The sequence below is a fragment of the Carnobacterium jeotgali MS3 genome (assembly GCF_000745125.1).
GTDB lineage: Bacteria > Bacillota > Bacilli > Lactobacillales > Carnobacteriaceae > Carnobacterium_B > Carnobacterium_B jeotgali.
Genome location: NZ_JQNF01000005.1, coordinates 361,074 through 376,032, shown reverse-complemented (window position 1 = coordinate 376,032; position 14,959 = coordinate 361,074). Strand labels below are relative to the sequence as shown.

The window sequence follows — 14,959 nt, the reverse complement described above, 5'->3', positions numbered from 1 at the left end:
GGACATTTTTTCGTCCTAGCCTTTTTTCTTATTCGTTCATTTCATTTTATGGGATTATAAGCCTTCTAAATAATCAATTGCATCTTGAAATGTTTTAACAGGAACTATTTTCATTTTTGTATCAATTTTTTTTGCCGCTTTGAGGGCTTCTTGATAGTTAGAAGTCATATCAGGGTAATTGGCTTGAATCACTGGATCAATGGTATCATCTGGTGCAAAAAAGATTGATGCGCCTTCTTTGCTAGCTGCTACAACTTTTTTATCAATTCCACCAATGCGACCTATTGTTCCATCTGGTGCTATCGTTCCTGTACCCGCAATTTCATGACCATCGCGCAAATCTTCACCAGTTAATTGTGTATATATCTGTAAAGCAAACATAAAACCAGCTGACGGGCCTCCAATTTCTCCAGCATCTATAGCTACCGGGATATCTGTTTCAATTGAAGTGTTGTCTACTAAAGAAATACCTAAACCCGCTTTTTTAGTTTCGGGCATTTCCATCAATTTACCTGATGTTGTGTGTTTTTTACCATCGCGCTCATAGGCTACTTCAATTTTTTGATCAATGCTTTGTTGTTGAACATAATCAATAAATTCAGCAGAACTAGCAAACGTTTGCCCATCAAGCGAAAGAATGGTATCCCCAACTTCTAACTTATCGTCAAAATCAGAACCTTCTAAAATTGACATAATATAAACTCCATTGTAACTCAGCTGATAGGATTCTTCAGCTGCATCATAAGCTAATTCAATAGCTGAATTAATGGAACTAGTCATATAATAATGTTGCAAATTTGTATATTCTGCATCAGAAGTGCCTGTTCCATAAAGCTCTTCTTTGGTTAGCCCTTCATGAAAAGGCAAGTATCTCATAAAATACGTCAATGGAGTAGCTCTGCGAATAGCAACTGTCGTCAACATAAAATGACCAGCTTCTTGATCTGTTTTATTATTGACTTTTACTAATTCGTTTAGCTGAACCGCCGAGCCAGGTCCTTCTATATAATAAGGAATTGGCACAAGTATTCCTAAAAGAATCACGACAATTAGTAAAATAAACAGGTCTTTCCGTTTCTTTTTTCCCTTAGCGTTCATTCCATTCACCCTCTGTATGCATAAATTTATCCATCATTTGCGTTTATTTTTGGTATTTTATTTTTATGGCTTCATTAACACCCGCTGGAACAAGACTAGAAACATCTCCTCCGAACATCGCTACTTCTTTAATTAAGCTTGAACTTAAGAAACGGTATTTCTCATTTGACATTAAAAACATCGTTTCAATATCCTTATGTTGAATTTTATTCATTGTTGCAATCGTCGATTCATACTCAAAGTCCGCATTGTTCCGCAATCCTCTTAATAAAGTTACCGCACCGATTTTCTTTGCTAGATTAACTGTTAGCCCACCACTATGCTCGGTTACACTGACATTTTCAATGTGTTCGACTGCTTTTTTTATAAACGTGATTTTTTCTTCTAAAGAAAACAATGCATTTTTAGTTGAATTAGTTGCAACGGCTATTACAACTTGATCAAATAACTTTGACGCTCTTTCGACAGTGTCTAAATGACCATTGGTAAAAGGGTCAAAACTCCCGGGAAACAAAGCTATTTTATCCATTTGTTTCCTCCTCTTCACTGTTATATTCATACATAACAATCTGACTTGCTCCATAAAATTCTTGTCTAAAAACAGTTGCTGCTCCAATAACCTCTTTCAATTGTGTACGTTTATCTAACTCACAAATGATAATCGCTTTATCATTTAATAATTCAGAATCAATTATTTTTTCAATTTGCTTTTCAATTTCTTGCTTAGCGTATGGAGGATCTAAAAATAAAAGATCGAATTTTTTATTTCCTTTTAATAATGTAATTGCACGATTGGCATCGTTACGATAAACATCAAATTTGTCCGCTTCTTTTGTTACACTAATATTTTCTTTGATTGTTTTAATAGCTAGCGGATCTTGATCAATTAACACTGCTTTTTCCATCCCACGAGAAACAGCTTCGATAGCCAATCCGCCACTTCCAGCAAATAAATCCAAACAAACTCCGCCGTCAAAATAAGGACCAATGATATTAAAGATAGATTCTTTCACTTTATCCGTCGTTGGTCTCGTATTGTTTCCAGGAACAGCCTTTAATTTTCTGCCTCCGTATTCACCTGTAATAATTCGCATCTTTAAACTTCCTTTCGTTTTTCAATTTACCGATTTAAACAGAAACATCTTCCATAAAACTAAATGCTAAACAAACCGATGTATCTATCGATTTGTTTAGCATTTATGATTAAAAAACGGTTTCTTTAGAATCGCTATCTTCACTCTGCTCTTTACTAGCACTTTTGTTTTCTTTTCCAAAAAAATCTTTAAAATCCAAATTAATAAAGGGTCTGTATGACAATTCTACTTTTCGAACAAAATGAAGTTCTGCTAGCTTTTTTTGTGTCATTTCTACATCCGCTTGATTAATATACATCACAACATATTTCATTCTCCGAGAAGCATAATGAATCAACCCAAAACGTTTAAGTGTTTTAAAGTGTCTTAGACTGTATACCCAAACAATGATTCCTTGTCTTTCATTTGTGGCTAACTCCATATCTTCCCTCCTCTTTTATTAAACTTTTATTCTTTAGACTAAACCTATTTTTTTAATGAAGAATGAGTAAGATATCCTCATCACGATACGCTATGCCAATCTCTACCATTTTTTCATCCATTAGAAAATTCCGTTCAGTTTCAAGTGTGAACCAATTTGTTACCAACCAAGTCATATCCGTTTTCTGATTTGAATACAAAACCCGAACTTCATTTAGTTTCAAATCGGTTTCTTGTAAAGTGAGTTCTATTTGGTCACTAGTGAGCGATTGAATCTCTTGATCTACTTTATCTTGATTAGGTGCACGTTCATCTTCAAGGATAAATGTTTCAATAGAAGCAGAATCACTCGTTTCAGGTTCACTAGAACTTGTCGATTCAGCAGAGTTGCTTTCTTCTGTTTGACGAGACAGCTGCGCTTCATGATCAACAAAGATGTTTTGAGCAACTTCAGATAAAGCATCACTTTGACTCAAAGCAGGCAGCTCATACCTTTGACGCAAGATATATACTATCTCATATACTTGATTTTTATTGGCTTCACTAATTGCTTGTTGCTTTGCTTCATCCATTTTAATAGCAGCGTTTTTACTGGCTACAGAACCATTATCATATACGCCTAACTGAAGTAAAGATGCAGCATCCAAATAGCGAACTGCAGTAATATTGTTTGTCGAACGATCCATCATTAATACCGCAAATGTTTGATTATCAAAAGCAATGAGCGGTCGATAGTTCAAATCTCTTTCTGTTAATTCCAAAGTCACTTGCTCATCTTGGCTCTCTACAGTATAAGTTGGATAAAAACTAGCAATTTGAAATACCTCTGTAATAGACATGCCAATTTTAAAGGGCGCAACATCTAAATTAGATCCCAATGCAAATAAATTCGTGATTACGCCGTTTTTTACTCCTAATTGAATATAGTCCGTTTCATCTTCCCCAAAAATCCACTGTTCCTCATCGTAACTAGTCGGATCTTTTCGACTTGGCTCACCAAACTTTCCGGTGAAATTTTCGACTTTTTGCCCTATATAACTGCCTAAACCTGAAATTGGCAGTTGTTCAGGCTTTAAATCCGTTGTTTGATAGTCAAAAGAATCCGATTGAATCGATTCACTTTCTTCTTTTGGCGTGATAATATCAGCTGGATTTTTGGAAATAATTTCTGGTAGCCAGTAAGTGGCACACAGCATAATAATAACCAAAGGCAAGGCTCTTAAAAAGGTCTTCACTCATTTAGCCTCCTCAATTTGGTAGCTAAAGTATTCTAAACTACAATTTCTTCTATTTTAACAAGTCAGCTTTTATAGTCCATTAGTCTACTTAAGATTTATTTAACTTTTATCTCAATTAATAAATCTCCTGTTTCAATAACATCATCATTAGTAACGTAAATTTGATCAATGATTCCTTCCACATTTGCTTTAATAGTTGTTTCCATTTTCATGGCTTCCGTTATAATGATTGGTTGTCCCAGAGTTACTCGTTCTCCTTTTTGAACTAATACATCTAAGACAGAACCTGGCATAGTAGCACCAACATGTTCTTTATTAGTCGGCTCTGCTTTTTTACGAACAGCTTTTGTACTTGTAATACTGTAATCTTTTACGACTACTTCTCTACCCTGGCCGTTTAAATCGAAGTACAAAATACGCATACCTTCAGAATTAGGTTCGCCTATTTGATTCAGTTTTATAATCAAGGTTTTTCCTTTTTCAATTTGTACTTCGATCGATTCACCCGTACGCATACCGTGGAAAAATGTCATCGTATCTAACAATGTTACCTCACCAAAGGTTTCAAGATTGTTTCGATACTCCAAGAATACTTGCGGATACATGATGTAACTAAGAACATCTTCTTCTGTTGGCTCTGCTTCTATTTTTTCAGCTAATTCTTTTTTAACCTCATTAAAATCAACTGGTTTAGCTAAACTACCAGGACGAACGGTGATGGGCTCTTTGCCTTTTAAAACAATGCGTTGCAGTTTTTCAGGAAAACCGCCTGTCGGTTGACCTAAGTCTCCCATAAATAAACTGATAACCGATTCAGGGAAATCAATAGTCATGCCTTTTTCATAAACATCTTCTTCTGAAAGTTTGTTTTGAACCATAAACAAGGCCATGTCTCCAACGACTTTTGATGAAGGCGTTACTTTAACGATATCGCCAAACATTTTATTAACCGTCGCATACATCCCTTTGATTTCATCCCATTGTTCAGCTAGACCGATGGCTTTAGCTTGTTGTTGTAGATTAGTGTATTGTCCACCTGGCATCTCATGTTGATAGACTTCAGTCGAAGGTGCACTGATACCTACTTCAAAATCACTGTAAAGCGAACGAACATCTTCCCAGTAGTGATTGATTTGTTGAACATTATTAATGTTGATATCAGGAGCTCTATCCGCATTTAGCAATGCATAATACAAACTATTCATGCTAGGTTGGCTAGTTGCTCCACTCATAGCACTCATAGCCACATCTACAATGTCCACACCAGCTTTTACAGCTGCCGCATAGGTAAAGATACCATTTCCACTCGTATCATGCGTATGCAAGTGAATTGGGACATTTACTGTCTCTTTTAATTCACTAATCAGTCGATAAGCAGCTTGAGGCATTAATATTCCTGACATATCTTTTACTGCAATAATATGAGCTCCTTGGTTTTCCAATTCTTTGGCCATATCTTTGTAGTATTCTACTGTATATTTGTCTCTTGAAGGGTCATTGATGTCTCCAGTATAGCAAATAGTTGCTTCAGCAATCTTGCCATTGTCACGAACACTTTGAATGCTTTTTTCCATTTGTTGAATCCAGTTCAAACTGTCAAAAATACGGAATACATCTATGCCATTTTGAGCTGCTTTTTGGATAAATGCTTCAATAACATTATCTGGATAATTCTGGTATCCAACCGCATTTGAGCCTCTAAACAACATTTGAAATAACGTGTTCGGCATTTTTTTACGCAATTTTTCTAATCTTTCCCACGGATCTTCATTTAAAAAACGGTAAGCTACGTCGAAAGTCGCTCCACCCCACATCTCTGAAGAAAATAATTGTGGAATTCCTTTTTGCGTCTCTTCAGCAATGTTTAAGAAGTCTTGTGTTCGCACACGAGTAGCTAATAAACTCTGATGAGCATCTCTGAACGTCGTATCCGTCAACAACACTTCATTCTTGCTTTTGATCCACTCGACTACTGCATCTGCACCATTTTTATCTAGTATATTTTTTGCACTTTCATAATCATTATTTAACAACACTAATTTAGCTGGTTTTCTTGCTGGCTCAAAGAATTTTTTATCTCTTTTTTCAATTCCTGGAAATCCATTGACAGTAATATTTCCAATATAATGCATCGTTTTATTTCCACGGTCTCTAACCTTAGAAAACTTAAACAACTCAGGTGTAGTATCAATAAAAGTTGTTTTGGCTTGCCCAGATAAGAACACTGGATGAGAAATTACATTTTGCATGAATGGAATATTCGTTTTCACACCACGAATACGGAATTCTTTTAATGAACGAGCCATTTTTTGAACAGCTAATTCAAATGTTGATGCTTGGACACAAAGTTTAACCAGCAACGAATCAAAGAAAGGCGTTACAACAGTTCCCTGAAATCCATTTCCTGAATCCAAACGAATACCAAATCCACCTGGAGAACGGTACGTATTGATTTTACCTGTATCTGGCAGGAAATTATTCATAGGGTCTTCAGTTGTGATACGACATTGGATGGCTGCGCCGATTAACGGAATATCCTTTTGTTGTGGGATATGAATATCTTTGTGCAAGTCTTTGCCTTGAGCGATTAATATTTGTGCTTGAACGATATCGATTCCAGTGATCATTTCAGTAATCGTGTGTTCAACTTGAACACGAGGATTCACTTCAATAAAGTAAAAGTTTTCGCCTTCTAATAGAAACTCGACAGTTCCAGCATTTACATACCCAACATGCTCCATCAATTGAACAGCTGATTCACACATTTTCATTCTTAGTTCATCTGAAATAGAAACACACGGTGCTACCTCAACAACTTTTTGATGACGACGTTGCACAGAACAATCTCTTTCATATAAATGAACGATATTGCCGTGAGTATCTCCTAAAATTTGAACTTCGATATGTTTTGGATCTTGTATATAACGTTCGACATAAATCTCACCACTACCAAATGCAGCTTTAGCTTCACTTTGTGCTCTTTCAAAACTATCTTTCACATCAGCTTCTGTTTTGGCAACACGCATTCCGCGTCCGCCTCCACCAAGAGCCGCTTTGATAATAATAGGATATCCGTATTGTTTTCCAAAGGCTTTAACACCTTCTAAATCATCCACAGGACCATCCGACCCTGGAATAGATTGAATTCCAGCCGCAATAGCTGCTTCTTTAGCTTTTATTTTATCTCCGAAAATATCTAAATGATGCAATTTTGGACCAATAAAAATAATGCCTTCTTCTTCACAACGTCTAGCAAAATCAATGTTTTCAGATAAAAAACCGTATCCTGGATGAATGGCATCTGCTCCTGAATCTTTTGCGATACGAATCAAGTCTTCAATGTCTAAATAAGCATCGATTGGTTTCTTTCCTTTTCCTACTAAATAAGCTTCATCGGCTTTAAAACGATGAACGGCACCTTCATCTTCTTGTGCATAGACTGCTACCGTTTCAATTGTTAATTCTGTTAAAGCTCTAAAAATACGAATCGCGATTTCACCGCGGTTAGCTACTAATACTTTTTTCACTTTCTCACTCCTAATCCTTGTATTTCATTACCCGCTTAACAGGCTTTTTAAGCTTATTTACATTTAAGAAAATTGACACACTAACTATTTTTTAACGTTATTTTATTTAGATTGCTTTCTTTCTAACTCTTGTTGCCTATTCTTTTTATCTATTGCACTTACGTTTAGTACTAAGCCAATTGAAATAGTCAATACAATCGTACTTGACCCTCCATAACTAATGAATGGAAAAGTCACTCCCGTTATGGGCATCAAGCCGATAACTCCGCCTAAATTGACTAATCCTTGAACTAATAACATAGTAGCAATTCCAATACAAATAAGCGATCCAAAAGAATCTTTTGCACGAATACCGACTAGATAAATACGTAGAATCAATAATCCGAATAACCCAACAATAAGGAAAACACCAAATAATCCTAATTCTTCTCCAATGATAGACATAATAAAATCTGTATAGGGTTCTGGCAAATAACCAGTTTTTTGAATACTTTCCCCTATTCCTACTCCAAAAATACCCCCGCGCTTTAATGCATAATAAGAATTGACTAATTGAAGCCCAGCACTTTCCGAAACAGCAAAGGGATCCCAAAAAGCTAAAAAGCGATCGTATTGATACTCTTCAAGGAATGGTAAACTCATTCCAAATACACGCACAAGCCCAAGTATTCCTCCAATTAAAGCCACTCCTACTGTTCCAACAGCAGCTGCTAATTTTGTAGAAACCCCACTTGCTAAAATCATAATCGTTCCAGTAACGAGTAAAATAGCTGCCCCACCTACATCGGGTTGCAAAATAATTAACAATATATAAAAACCAAACAGTGTTAACGGTGGTGTTACCGTTTCTTTAAAGTTGTGTACTAGCTGATTTTGCTTTTTAGAAAAAATATAAGCAAAATACCAAATAACAACTATCTTTGCAAATTCAGCTGGTTGAAAACCAAACCCCAAAATATAAATCCAACCTTTTGCTCCTTTTGTTACTGTACCAAAGAAAAACAAGTAGACCAACAGCAGTGCAATAACCCCACTAGCAACAATTAAAAAACGTTTATTTTTTAATAGCTTATATTTGAATAAAAAAACAAACAAGCATGTAATTAAACCCAACACAACAAAGAAGGCTTGTCTAGTAAAATAATATTGAGAATTATTGTATTGATTTATAGCAATATAACTACTAGCACTGTATACCATCAAAATCCCTATGATAGATAAAACTAAATAAGGGATGAAAATATAGTAATCAAGATATTTAAATTTTTTCATATTTGCGGCTAAAAGAAGCCTTTAGCCTCCCTTATTCTTTGATTTTATTCATGTATTGGTTACACACTAAGTTATTCGTAACCCATGAAAATTTCTGCAACACTGTTATTATAGCAACAAAATATCTATCCAACAATAACAAAGGGTGCTAATTTAACCTAATGGCCTATTTAATGGAGAATTCCGATAAAAAAGGCTCTATACTTTTTAGTGTGGATAGATGAATTTAGTTCATGCTTAACACTTCTGGAGGAATAGGATTGCTTGTAGCCCTGTAAAGTATTCAATGTGAATGACACAGATTTAACGCTTTAGCGATTAAGCTGTGTTTGAGGCTTAAGACGGTACCAGGGCTCTTACAAGCAAATCCTGCTATTCTGAAAGAATTTTTTGAAGCAGCCACACTATTTGACGAAGAGCCATAAAAAAAAGACAGTTTTCCAAAAGTGGCTAACCCCTTTTGGAAAACTGTCTTTTAATTTTTAATTTTGTGAAGCTTTGTTTTTCTTAGCAGATTTTTCACGTTCGTTTTTGTTTAAGACTTGTTTACGTAAACGAACACTTTCAGGTGTAATTTCACAATACTCATCATCACCTAAGAATTCTAATGATTCTTCAAGTGTTAAATGACGAGGTGCTTTGATTACGTTAGTTTGGTCTTTATTAGCAGAACGGACGTTAGTTTTTTGTTTAGCTTTCGTGATGTTAACAGTAATGTCATTTTCACGAGAGTTTTCTCCAACGATCATTCCTTCATAAATTTCAGTAGATGGTTCAATGAAGATCGTTCCACGGTCTTCAACACCCATGATACCGTAAGTTGTAGTTTTACCCGTTTCAGTTGAAACTAAAGCTCCATTACGACGGCCACCAATTTTAACTTTTAAACGTGGCAAGTATTGATCAAATGTGTGGTTCATGATTCCGTATCCGCGAGTCATTGAAAGGAATTCAGTAGAATATCCGATTAATCCACGAGCTGGTGCTAAGAATGTCAATTTAACTTGGCCATTCCCATTATTAACCATGTCTGTCATTTCACCTTTACGAGCGCTTAAAGATTCAATAATTGAACCCATGTATTCTTCTGGAGTATCAATTTGAACTAATTCAAAAGGTTCACATTGAACACCATTAAAGTCTTTTAAGATAACTTCTGGACGAGAAACTTGCAATTCGTAACCTTCACGACGCATGTTTTCAATAAGGATTGCTAAATGCAATTCTCCACGACCTGAAACGATCCATGCATCTGGAGAATCAGTAGGATCAATACGTAATGAAACATCGGTATGCAATTCTGACATTAAACGTTCTTCAATTTTACGTGAAGTTACCCATTTACCTTCGCGACCTGCGAAAGGAGAATTGTTTACTAAGAAAGTCATTTGTAATGTTGGTTCGTCAATATGAAGAATTGGTAATGGATCAACGTGGTCAACTGGTGTAACCGTTTCTCCAACAAAGATATCTTCCATACCTGAAACAGCAATTAAATCTCCTGCTTTAGCTTCTTGAATTTCGATACGATCTAATCCAAAGAATCCGAAAAGTTTTGTTACACGGAAGTTTTTAGTTGATCCGTCTAATTTACTCAATGTTACAGAATCTCCAACTTTGATTGTTCCACGGAATACACGTCCGATACCAATACGTCCAACATAGTCATTATAATCTAATAATGATACTTGGAATTGTAAAGGCTCTTCAGAGTTATCGATTGGAGCTGGGATTTCTTTAATAATTGTATCAAAGATGTAATCCATTGTTGGTTCTTGATCATTTTTGTCATCTGATAAACTAGTTGTTCCGTTCATTGCTGAAGCGTAAATAACTGGGAAATCTAATTGATCGTCATTTGCACCTAATTCAATAAATAATTCTAACACTTCGTCAACTACTTCTGCAGGACGAGCTGAATCTTTATCGATTTTATTTACAACAACGATAGGAACAACATTTTGTTCCAAAGCTTTTTTCAATACAAAACGTGTTTGAGGCATTGTTCCTTCATAAGAATCGACAACTAAAACTACACCATCAACCATTTTCATAATACGTTCAACTTCTCCACCAAAGTCAGCATGTCCTGGTGTGTCCAAGATGTTGATATTAGTGTCTTTGTATTTAACAGCTGTGTTTTTAGCTAAAATTGTAATTCCACGTTCTTGTTCGATTGCATTTGAATCCATTGCACGTTCACCCATTTGATTACGTGCATCTAATGTATCTGATTGTTTTAATAGCTCATCAACTAGTGTTGTTTTACCATGGTCGACATGGGCAATTATGGCTACGTTTCTAAGGTTTTCTCTTCTTTTCATTAATGTATTCCTCCAAGATTCTTCTTATTATTTCAATGCTACTGAATCGCTATCTACGAATAAAAAAATTGTTCAATACTTTTCTGCACTTGAACTATCCATAAGTTTTTTGCAATTCTTTGATGAAAACGCATTGAAAACTTATGAAGACAACTATCAACTTGTCTATTCTAACACTTAAATATCCATTTGAAAAGAAAAAAGACGGGATAACTGCAACTTTTTTACTGAAAGCGATTTATTCATTAAGTAATTCACATATAACTTTTCCCATTTGAATTTAACAAATCAACGATTTCCTGATGTGCTGTAGGAGTGGCAACTAATGAAGGGTTTTTTTGCAATAAATCGATTTTATCCCCATTTAACTTTGTGTAAACCAATCCTACCTCTTCAGCAATTACTTTACCAGCAGCGATATCCCACGGAGCTAGCGAGGCTGCCAAGTACGCGACTAAACGTCCTGAAGCAACATGAACTGTTTCGATACCAGCTGAACCGATTAATCGCACACCTGAACTTGCTCTACCAACAGTTCTAGCCAAACCTGTTTCTTCTGACATAAGGGCACTGCTGATAGCCACAAGTCCTTCTTTTAAAGAAGTATCTTTAATAGGAGAGAGTTGCTTTCCATTACAGGAAGCTCCTTCACCTACTTGGGCAGCATACAATTTGTCTTGCATTACATCATAGATGTATCCTAACTGACCTTCTCCATTTTCATAAACGGCTATCATAATAGCAAAGTCATCCTGTTGTTTGATAAAATTCAGTGTCCCATCGATAGGATCAATAATCCATACTACTCCATCTAAACTATGAACAGCATCTCCAAAGCCTTCTTCTCCCAAAATCCGTTCTCCAGGAAAAAAATGATGAATCTTTTCAATAAAGTGTTTTTCAATAGCTTTATCCATATTTGTTACTAAATCATTTCGATTTGATTTTTGTTGAATATCTAATTCTGCATCAAATGATTTTTTGATTGTTTCAGCAGCTTCATAAATCCATTCTTTTATCAGTTGATTTCTTTCTTTAAATTGATTCAAAAAATTCACTTCCTATCAAAAGTAATTTGTTTTAGTCTACCAATAAAATCAACTAAAATACAAATAGTCTATCTTTCAATTAAGTGGATTCTCTTTTTTGTAGATGTTTTCGCCTCTTTTACTACCCGGTAAAGAGAGTAATTTGAAAGTGCTTCAAACTTATTGCCCCATCTTTTTTCCTCTCCAATAGCAGGAATAACTTGTTTAAATTTTTTATACTTCATTAAAAATTCTTCTCGGTCAATTTCTTTTTCATAAGCCAATTCTACCATGCGCCAAATATTTACTACACTTTCCATTTGTTCTTTTGTCCAATCATAATCAATTGGATAACTATAATTTTTATCCATTTTACCCTCCATATTTTAGCCTTGTTCTATCCAATCCAACTGAGTTCTAATTTCTTTAGCAATTGTCAGCAAGTCTTTTTGCTCTGTATCAGAAAAGTTCAACCCAACAAGTTGTCTTATTCCACTTTCTCCCAATAATACAGGCACTGATAATGGGATATCTTTCATTTCTCCAATATCCATAAGATGAACAAGAGGAACCACTGCTTTTTCATTAGTTAAAATGAATTGTACTAATTTAAGCACTGCGGTCGCAGTTGTCACTGTTAATTCACTATTCTCGTTCGTTAGATTCTGTTTATTTAGTTTTTCTTCAATCTCAAACATATTTTCTTGACTGATAGCAATACTTGGGTCCATGATTAAACCTAGCAATGAATTCCCACCAATGCTGGAACGACTCCAAGCTGCAATTTTTTGCGTAGGTTTTCTTCCTCCAATAATATACCCTTTTACATCACAAAAAGAAACTTCTAATGTATCACTCAATAATTTTTGAAAATAAACCGTATCGATGTAAGTCCCTATTCCAAATATTTTGGATTTAGGCAAGCCGGAAAATTTCCATACTAAATATGTAAATAAATCATTCATCTCATTTGCTACTAAAAAAAGTCCATTAAACCCTGAAGCCATTATTCGATTAACTATTTTACGCACCAACAATATGTTTCTTCTAATATACTCAGATTCCGGTTCATTTTCAAGTCGTGTCTCTCTAGCCGTTAAAATCAGCATTTTAGCTTCTGAAAAATCTTTCTCAGTAGCAATTTTCAGTTTGTTCGTAGAAAACAATTCAGAAACATAGTGCAAATCATCGACTTTGTCATCTTGTTGAGATGAAGAAGGAAACAAATAAATTTCTTCCAATTGTAAAGCGGTCATACTTAGCAAACAAAGCTGATATGCAGTATCATCCGATCCCACTACTATTATTTTTCCATCACTTTTCATCTTTACTCCCCCAGTGCCTTGCTTCGTTTTAGTTGTTTAGCGAGCTTTATTAACTAGTATACCAAAATACATCATTCAAGTGGCAATAAGATACCTACTGTTTTTTAGAAATTAAAAAGAGCTTCTCACTCTAAAATAGAATGAGAAGCTCTTTTTCAGTATGGACACATCCTAATTGGAACAATTAAGATAACTATCTAAAAGTAGATTTTTGATTAAGCGTGAATTGGAAGACCCAATGCTAATTCAGCAGCATCCATAGAAACTTCAGCTAATGATGGGTGTGCATGAATAGTTGAAGCAATATCTTCTGCAACCATTCCTGATTCAACTGCTAAAGCAAGTTCAGCAATTACATCACTAGCACTCACACCAGCGATTTGAGCTCCTACAATAATACCTTCATCTTTAGTAGTTACTAAACGAACAAATCCTTCAGTAGCATTTAAAGACAATGCACGTCCATTACCAGCTAATGGGAATTTAGATGTTTTCACATCTAATCCTTTTTCTTTAGCTTCTGCAGCTGTATAACCAACAACTGCTAGTTCAGGATCTGTAAAAGCAACAGCAGGCATAGCTCTGTAATCTATCGCAACTTTTTTGCCAGAAATAGCTTCTGCAGCAATTTTAGCTTCGTAACTAGCTTTATGAGCTAAAGCTGCTCCTGGAGTGATATCTCCAATTGCATAAATATTCTTAACGTTTGTACGACCTTGAGCGTCAACTTTAACAAGTCCACGTTCATTCATTTCAACACCCGTTGATTCTAAACCAAGTTCATCTGTATTTGGACGACGACCAACTGTTACCATTACATAATCAGCTTCAATTGTTTTTTGTTCGCCTTTCACTTCATAAGTGACAGATACGCCATTTTCAGTTTCAACAGCTTCTTTAGCCATTGCATTGTTTTCAATTGTAACATTTTTCTTTTTAAAGTTATCTGTTACTAATTTAACCATGTCTTTTTCGAATGTTGGTAAAATAGATGGTGCAAATTCAAGAATCGTTACTTCTGCTCCTAAGTTTGCGTAAGCTCCAGCTAATTCACTACCAATATATCCGCCACCAACTACAACAAGTTTTTTAGGAACTTCTGGTAAAGCCAATCCACCAGTTGAGTCAATCACACGTTTACCAAATTTGAAACCTTTGATTTCAATTGGACGACTACCAGTTGCAACAATTGCATTGTTAAATGAATACGTTTGTGCAGCTACTTCAGTCATTACACGTAAAGTATGTTCATCGTTGAAGTAAGCTTCACCACGAAGAATTTCTACTTTATTTTTTTTCAATAAACCTTCAACACCTTTAGTTAAAGATGCTACAACTTTATTGTTTTTCCACTCTTGAGTTTTAGCAAAATCAAGAACCACGTTTTCAGCAGTTACTCCAAAAACAGAAGAATCTAAGGCGTCTTGATAGTGGTGTCCAGCACTGATAAGTGCTTTAGAAGGAATACATCCAACGTTAAGACAAACGCCACCAATATACTCTTTTTCTATGATGGCAACCTTTTGTCCCATTTGAGCAGCACGAATAGCTGCTACATAACCTCCGGGACCTGAACCAATAACAACTGTGTCTAACTCTATTGCGAAATCTCCTACTACCATTTAACCTTCAC

Annotated in this window: 11 protein-coding genes and 1 pseudogene; all 12 read right to left on the bottom strand. The window is 35.3% G+C overall.

Translation table 11 applies throughout. The annotated features are described in order from the left end of the window. Positions 1–54: 54 nt before the first annotated feature. Positions 55–1,098 carry a SepM family pheromone-processing serine protease gene (locus BP18_RS04285; protein WP_007722514.1) on the bottom strand — a complete coding sequence of 348 codons (1,044 nt, stop codon included), beginning with the start codon at positions 1,096–1,098 and terminating at the stop codon, positions 55–57. Positions 1,099–1,141: 43 nt separating this feature from the next. After that, positions 1,142–1,627, bottom strand: a complete 486-nt coding sequence (gene coaD / locus BP18_RS04280; protein WP_007722515.1) for a pantetheine-phosphate adenylyltransferase — start codon at positions 1,625–1,627, stop codon at positions 1,142–1,144. After that, positions 1,620–2,195: pseudogene (gene rsmD / locus BP18_RS04275) on the bottom strand (16S rRNA (guanine(966)-N(2))-methyltransferase RsmD); the annotation flags it as partial. The pseudogene rsmD and the gene coaD, both read right to left, overlap by 8 nt. Before the next feature lie 106 nt (positions 2,196–2,301). Further along, the gene (locus tag BP18_RS04270) at positions 2,302–2,613 is read right to left on the bottom strand and encodes a YlbG family protein (protein WP_007722517.1); all 312 of its coding nucleotides are present in this window, start codon (positions 2,611–2,613) and stop codon (positions 2,302–2,304) included. Between the two features lie 52 nt (positions 2,614–2,665). After that, positions 2,666–3,847 carry a CAP-associated domain-containing protein gene (locus BP18_RS04265; RefSeq protein WP_029277979.1) on the bottom strand — a complete coding sequence of 394 codons (1,182 nt, stop codon included), beginning with the start codon at positions 3,845–3,847 and terminating at the stop codon, positions 2,666–2,668. Positions 3,848–3,945: 98 nt separating this feature from the next. Next, the gene (locus tag BP18_RS04260) at positions 3,946–7,377 is read right to left on the bottom strand and encodes a pyruvate carboxylase (protein WP_035050368.1); all 3,432 of its coding nucleotides are present in this window, start codon (positions 7,375–7,377) and stop codon (positions 3,946–3,948) included. Between the two features lie 102 nt (positions 7,378–7,479). Next, positions 7,480–8,649 carry an FtsW/RodA/SpoVE family cell cycle protein gene (locus tag BP18_RS04255; protein ID WP_007722522.1) on the bottom strand — a complete coding sequence of 390 codons (1,170 nt, stop codon included), beginning with the start codon at positions 8,647–8,649 and terminating at the stop codon, positions 7,480–7,482. A 482-nt stretch (positions 8,650–9,131) separates the two neighbouring features. Continuing rightward, entirely contained in the window at positions 9,132–10,973 is a 1,842-nt protein-coding gene (typA, locus tag BP18_RS04250) for a translational GTPase TypA (protein WP_007722523.1), read from the bottom strand. Positions 10,974–11,227: 254 nt separating this feature from the next. Further along, entirely contained in the window at positions 11,228–12,031 is an 804-nt protein-coding gene (locus tag BP18_RS04245; RefSeq protein ID WP_155860438.1) for an inositol monophosphatase family protein, read from the bottom strand. Between the two features lie 59 nt (positions 12,032–12,090). Further along, complete coding sequence (locus tag BP18_RS04240; RefSeq protein ID WP_007722525.1) at positions 12,091–12,372, bottom strand: UPF0223 family protein; 282 nt, start codon at positions 12,370–12,372, stop codon at positions 12,091–12,093. Between the two features lie 15 nt (positions 12,373–12,387). Further along, complete coding sequence (locus BP18_RS04235; protein ID WP_007722526.1) at positions 12,388–13,326, bottom strand: lactate/malate family dehydrogenase; 939 nt, start codon at positions 13,324–13,326, stop codon at positions 12,388–12,390. 215 nt (positions 13,327–13,541) lie between these two features. Continuing rightward, positions 13,542–14,948, bottom strand: coding sequence for a dihydrolipoyl dehydrogenase (lpdA, locus tag BP18_RS04230; protein ID WP_029278032.1), 1,407 nt, complete (start codon positions 14,946–14,948; stop codon positions 13,542–13,544). Between the last annotated feature and the right edge of the window lie 11 nt (positions 14,949–14,959).

Excerpts from the sequence above, each read along its gene's own strand:
- typA (WP_007722523.1), bottom strand. The coding sequence starts at position 10,973 with ATGAAAAGAAGAGAAAACCTTAGAAACGTAGCCATAATTGCCCATGTC.
- BP18_RS04270 (WP_007722517.1), bottom strand. The coding sequence starts at position 2,613 with ATGGAGTTAGCCACAAATGAAAGACAAGGAATCATTGTTTGGGTATAC.
- BP18_RS04240 (WP_007722525.1), bottom strand. The coding sequence starts at position 12,372 with ATGGATAAAAATTATAGTTATCCAATTGATTATGATTGGACAAAAGAA.
- BP18_RS04285 (WP_007722514.1), bottom strand. The coding sequence starts at position 1,098 with ATGAACGCTAAGGGAAAAAAGAAACGGAAAGACCTGTTTATTTTACTA.
- coaD (WP_007722515.1), bottom strand. The coding sequence starts at position 1,627 with ATGGATAAAATAGCTTTGTTTCCCGGGAGTTTTGACCCTTTTACCAAT.
- BP18_RS04255 (WP_007722522.1), bottom strand. The coding sequence starts at position 8,649 with ATGAAAAAATTTAAATATCTTGATTACTATATTTTCATCCCTTATTTA.
- lpdA (WP_029278032.1), bottom strand. The coding sequence starts at position 14,948 with ATGGTAGTAGGAGATTTCGCAATAGAGTTAGACACAGTTGTTATTGGT.
- BP18_RS04235 (WP_007722526.1), bottom strand. The coding sequence starts at position 13,326 with ATGAAAAGTGATGGAAAAATAATAGTAGTGGGATCGGATGATACTGCA.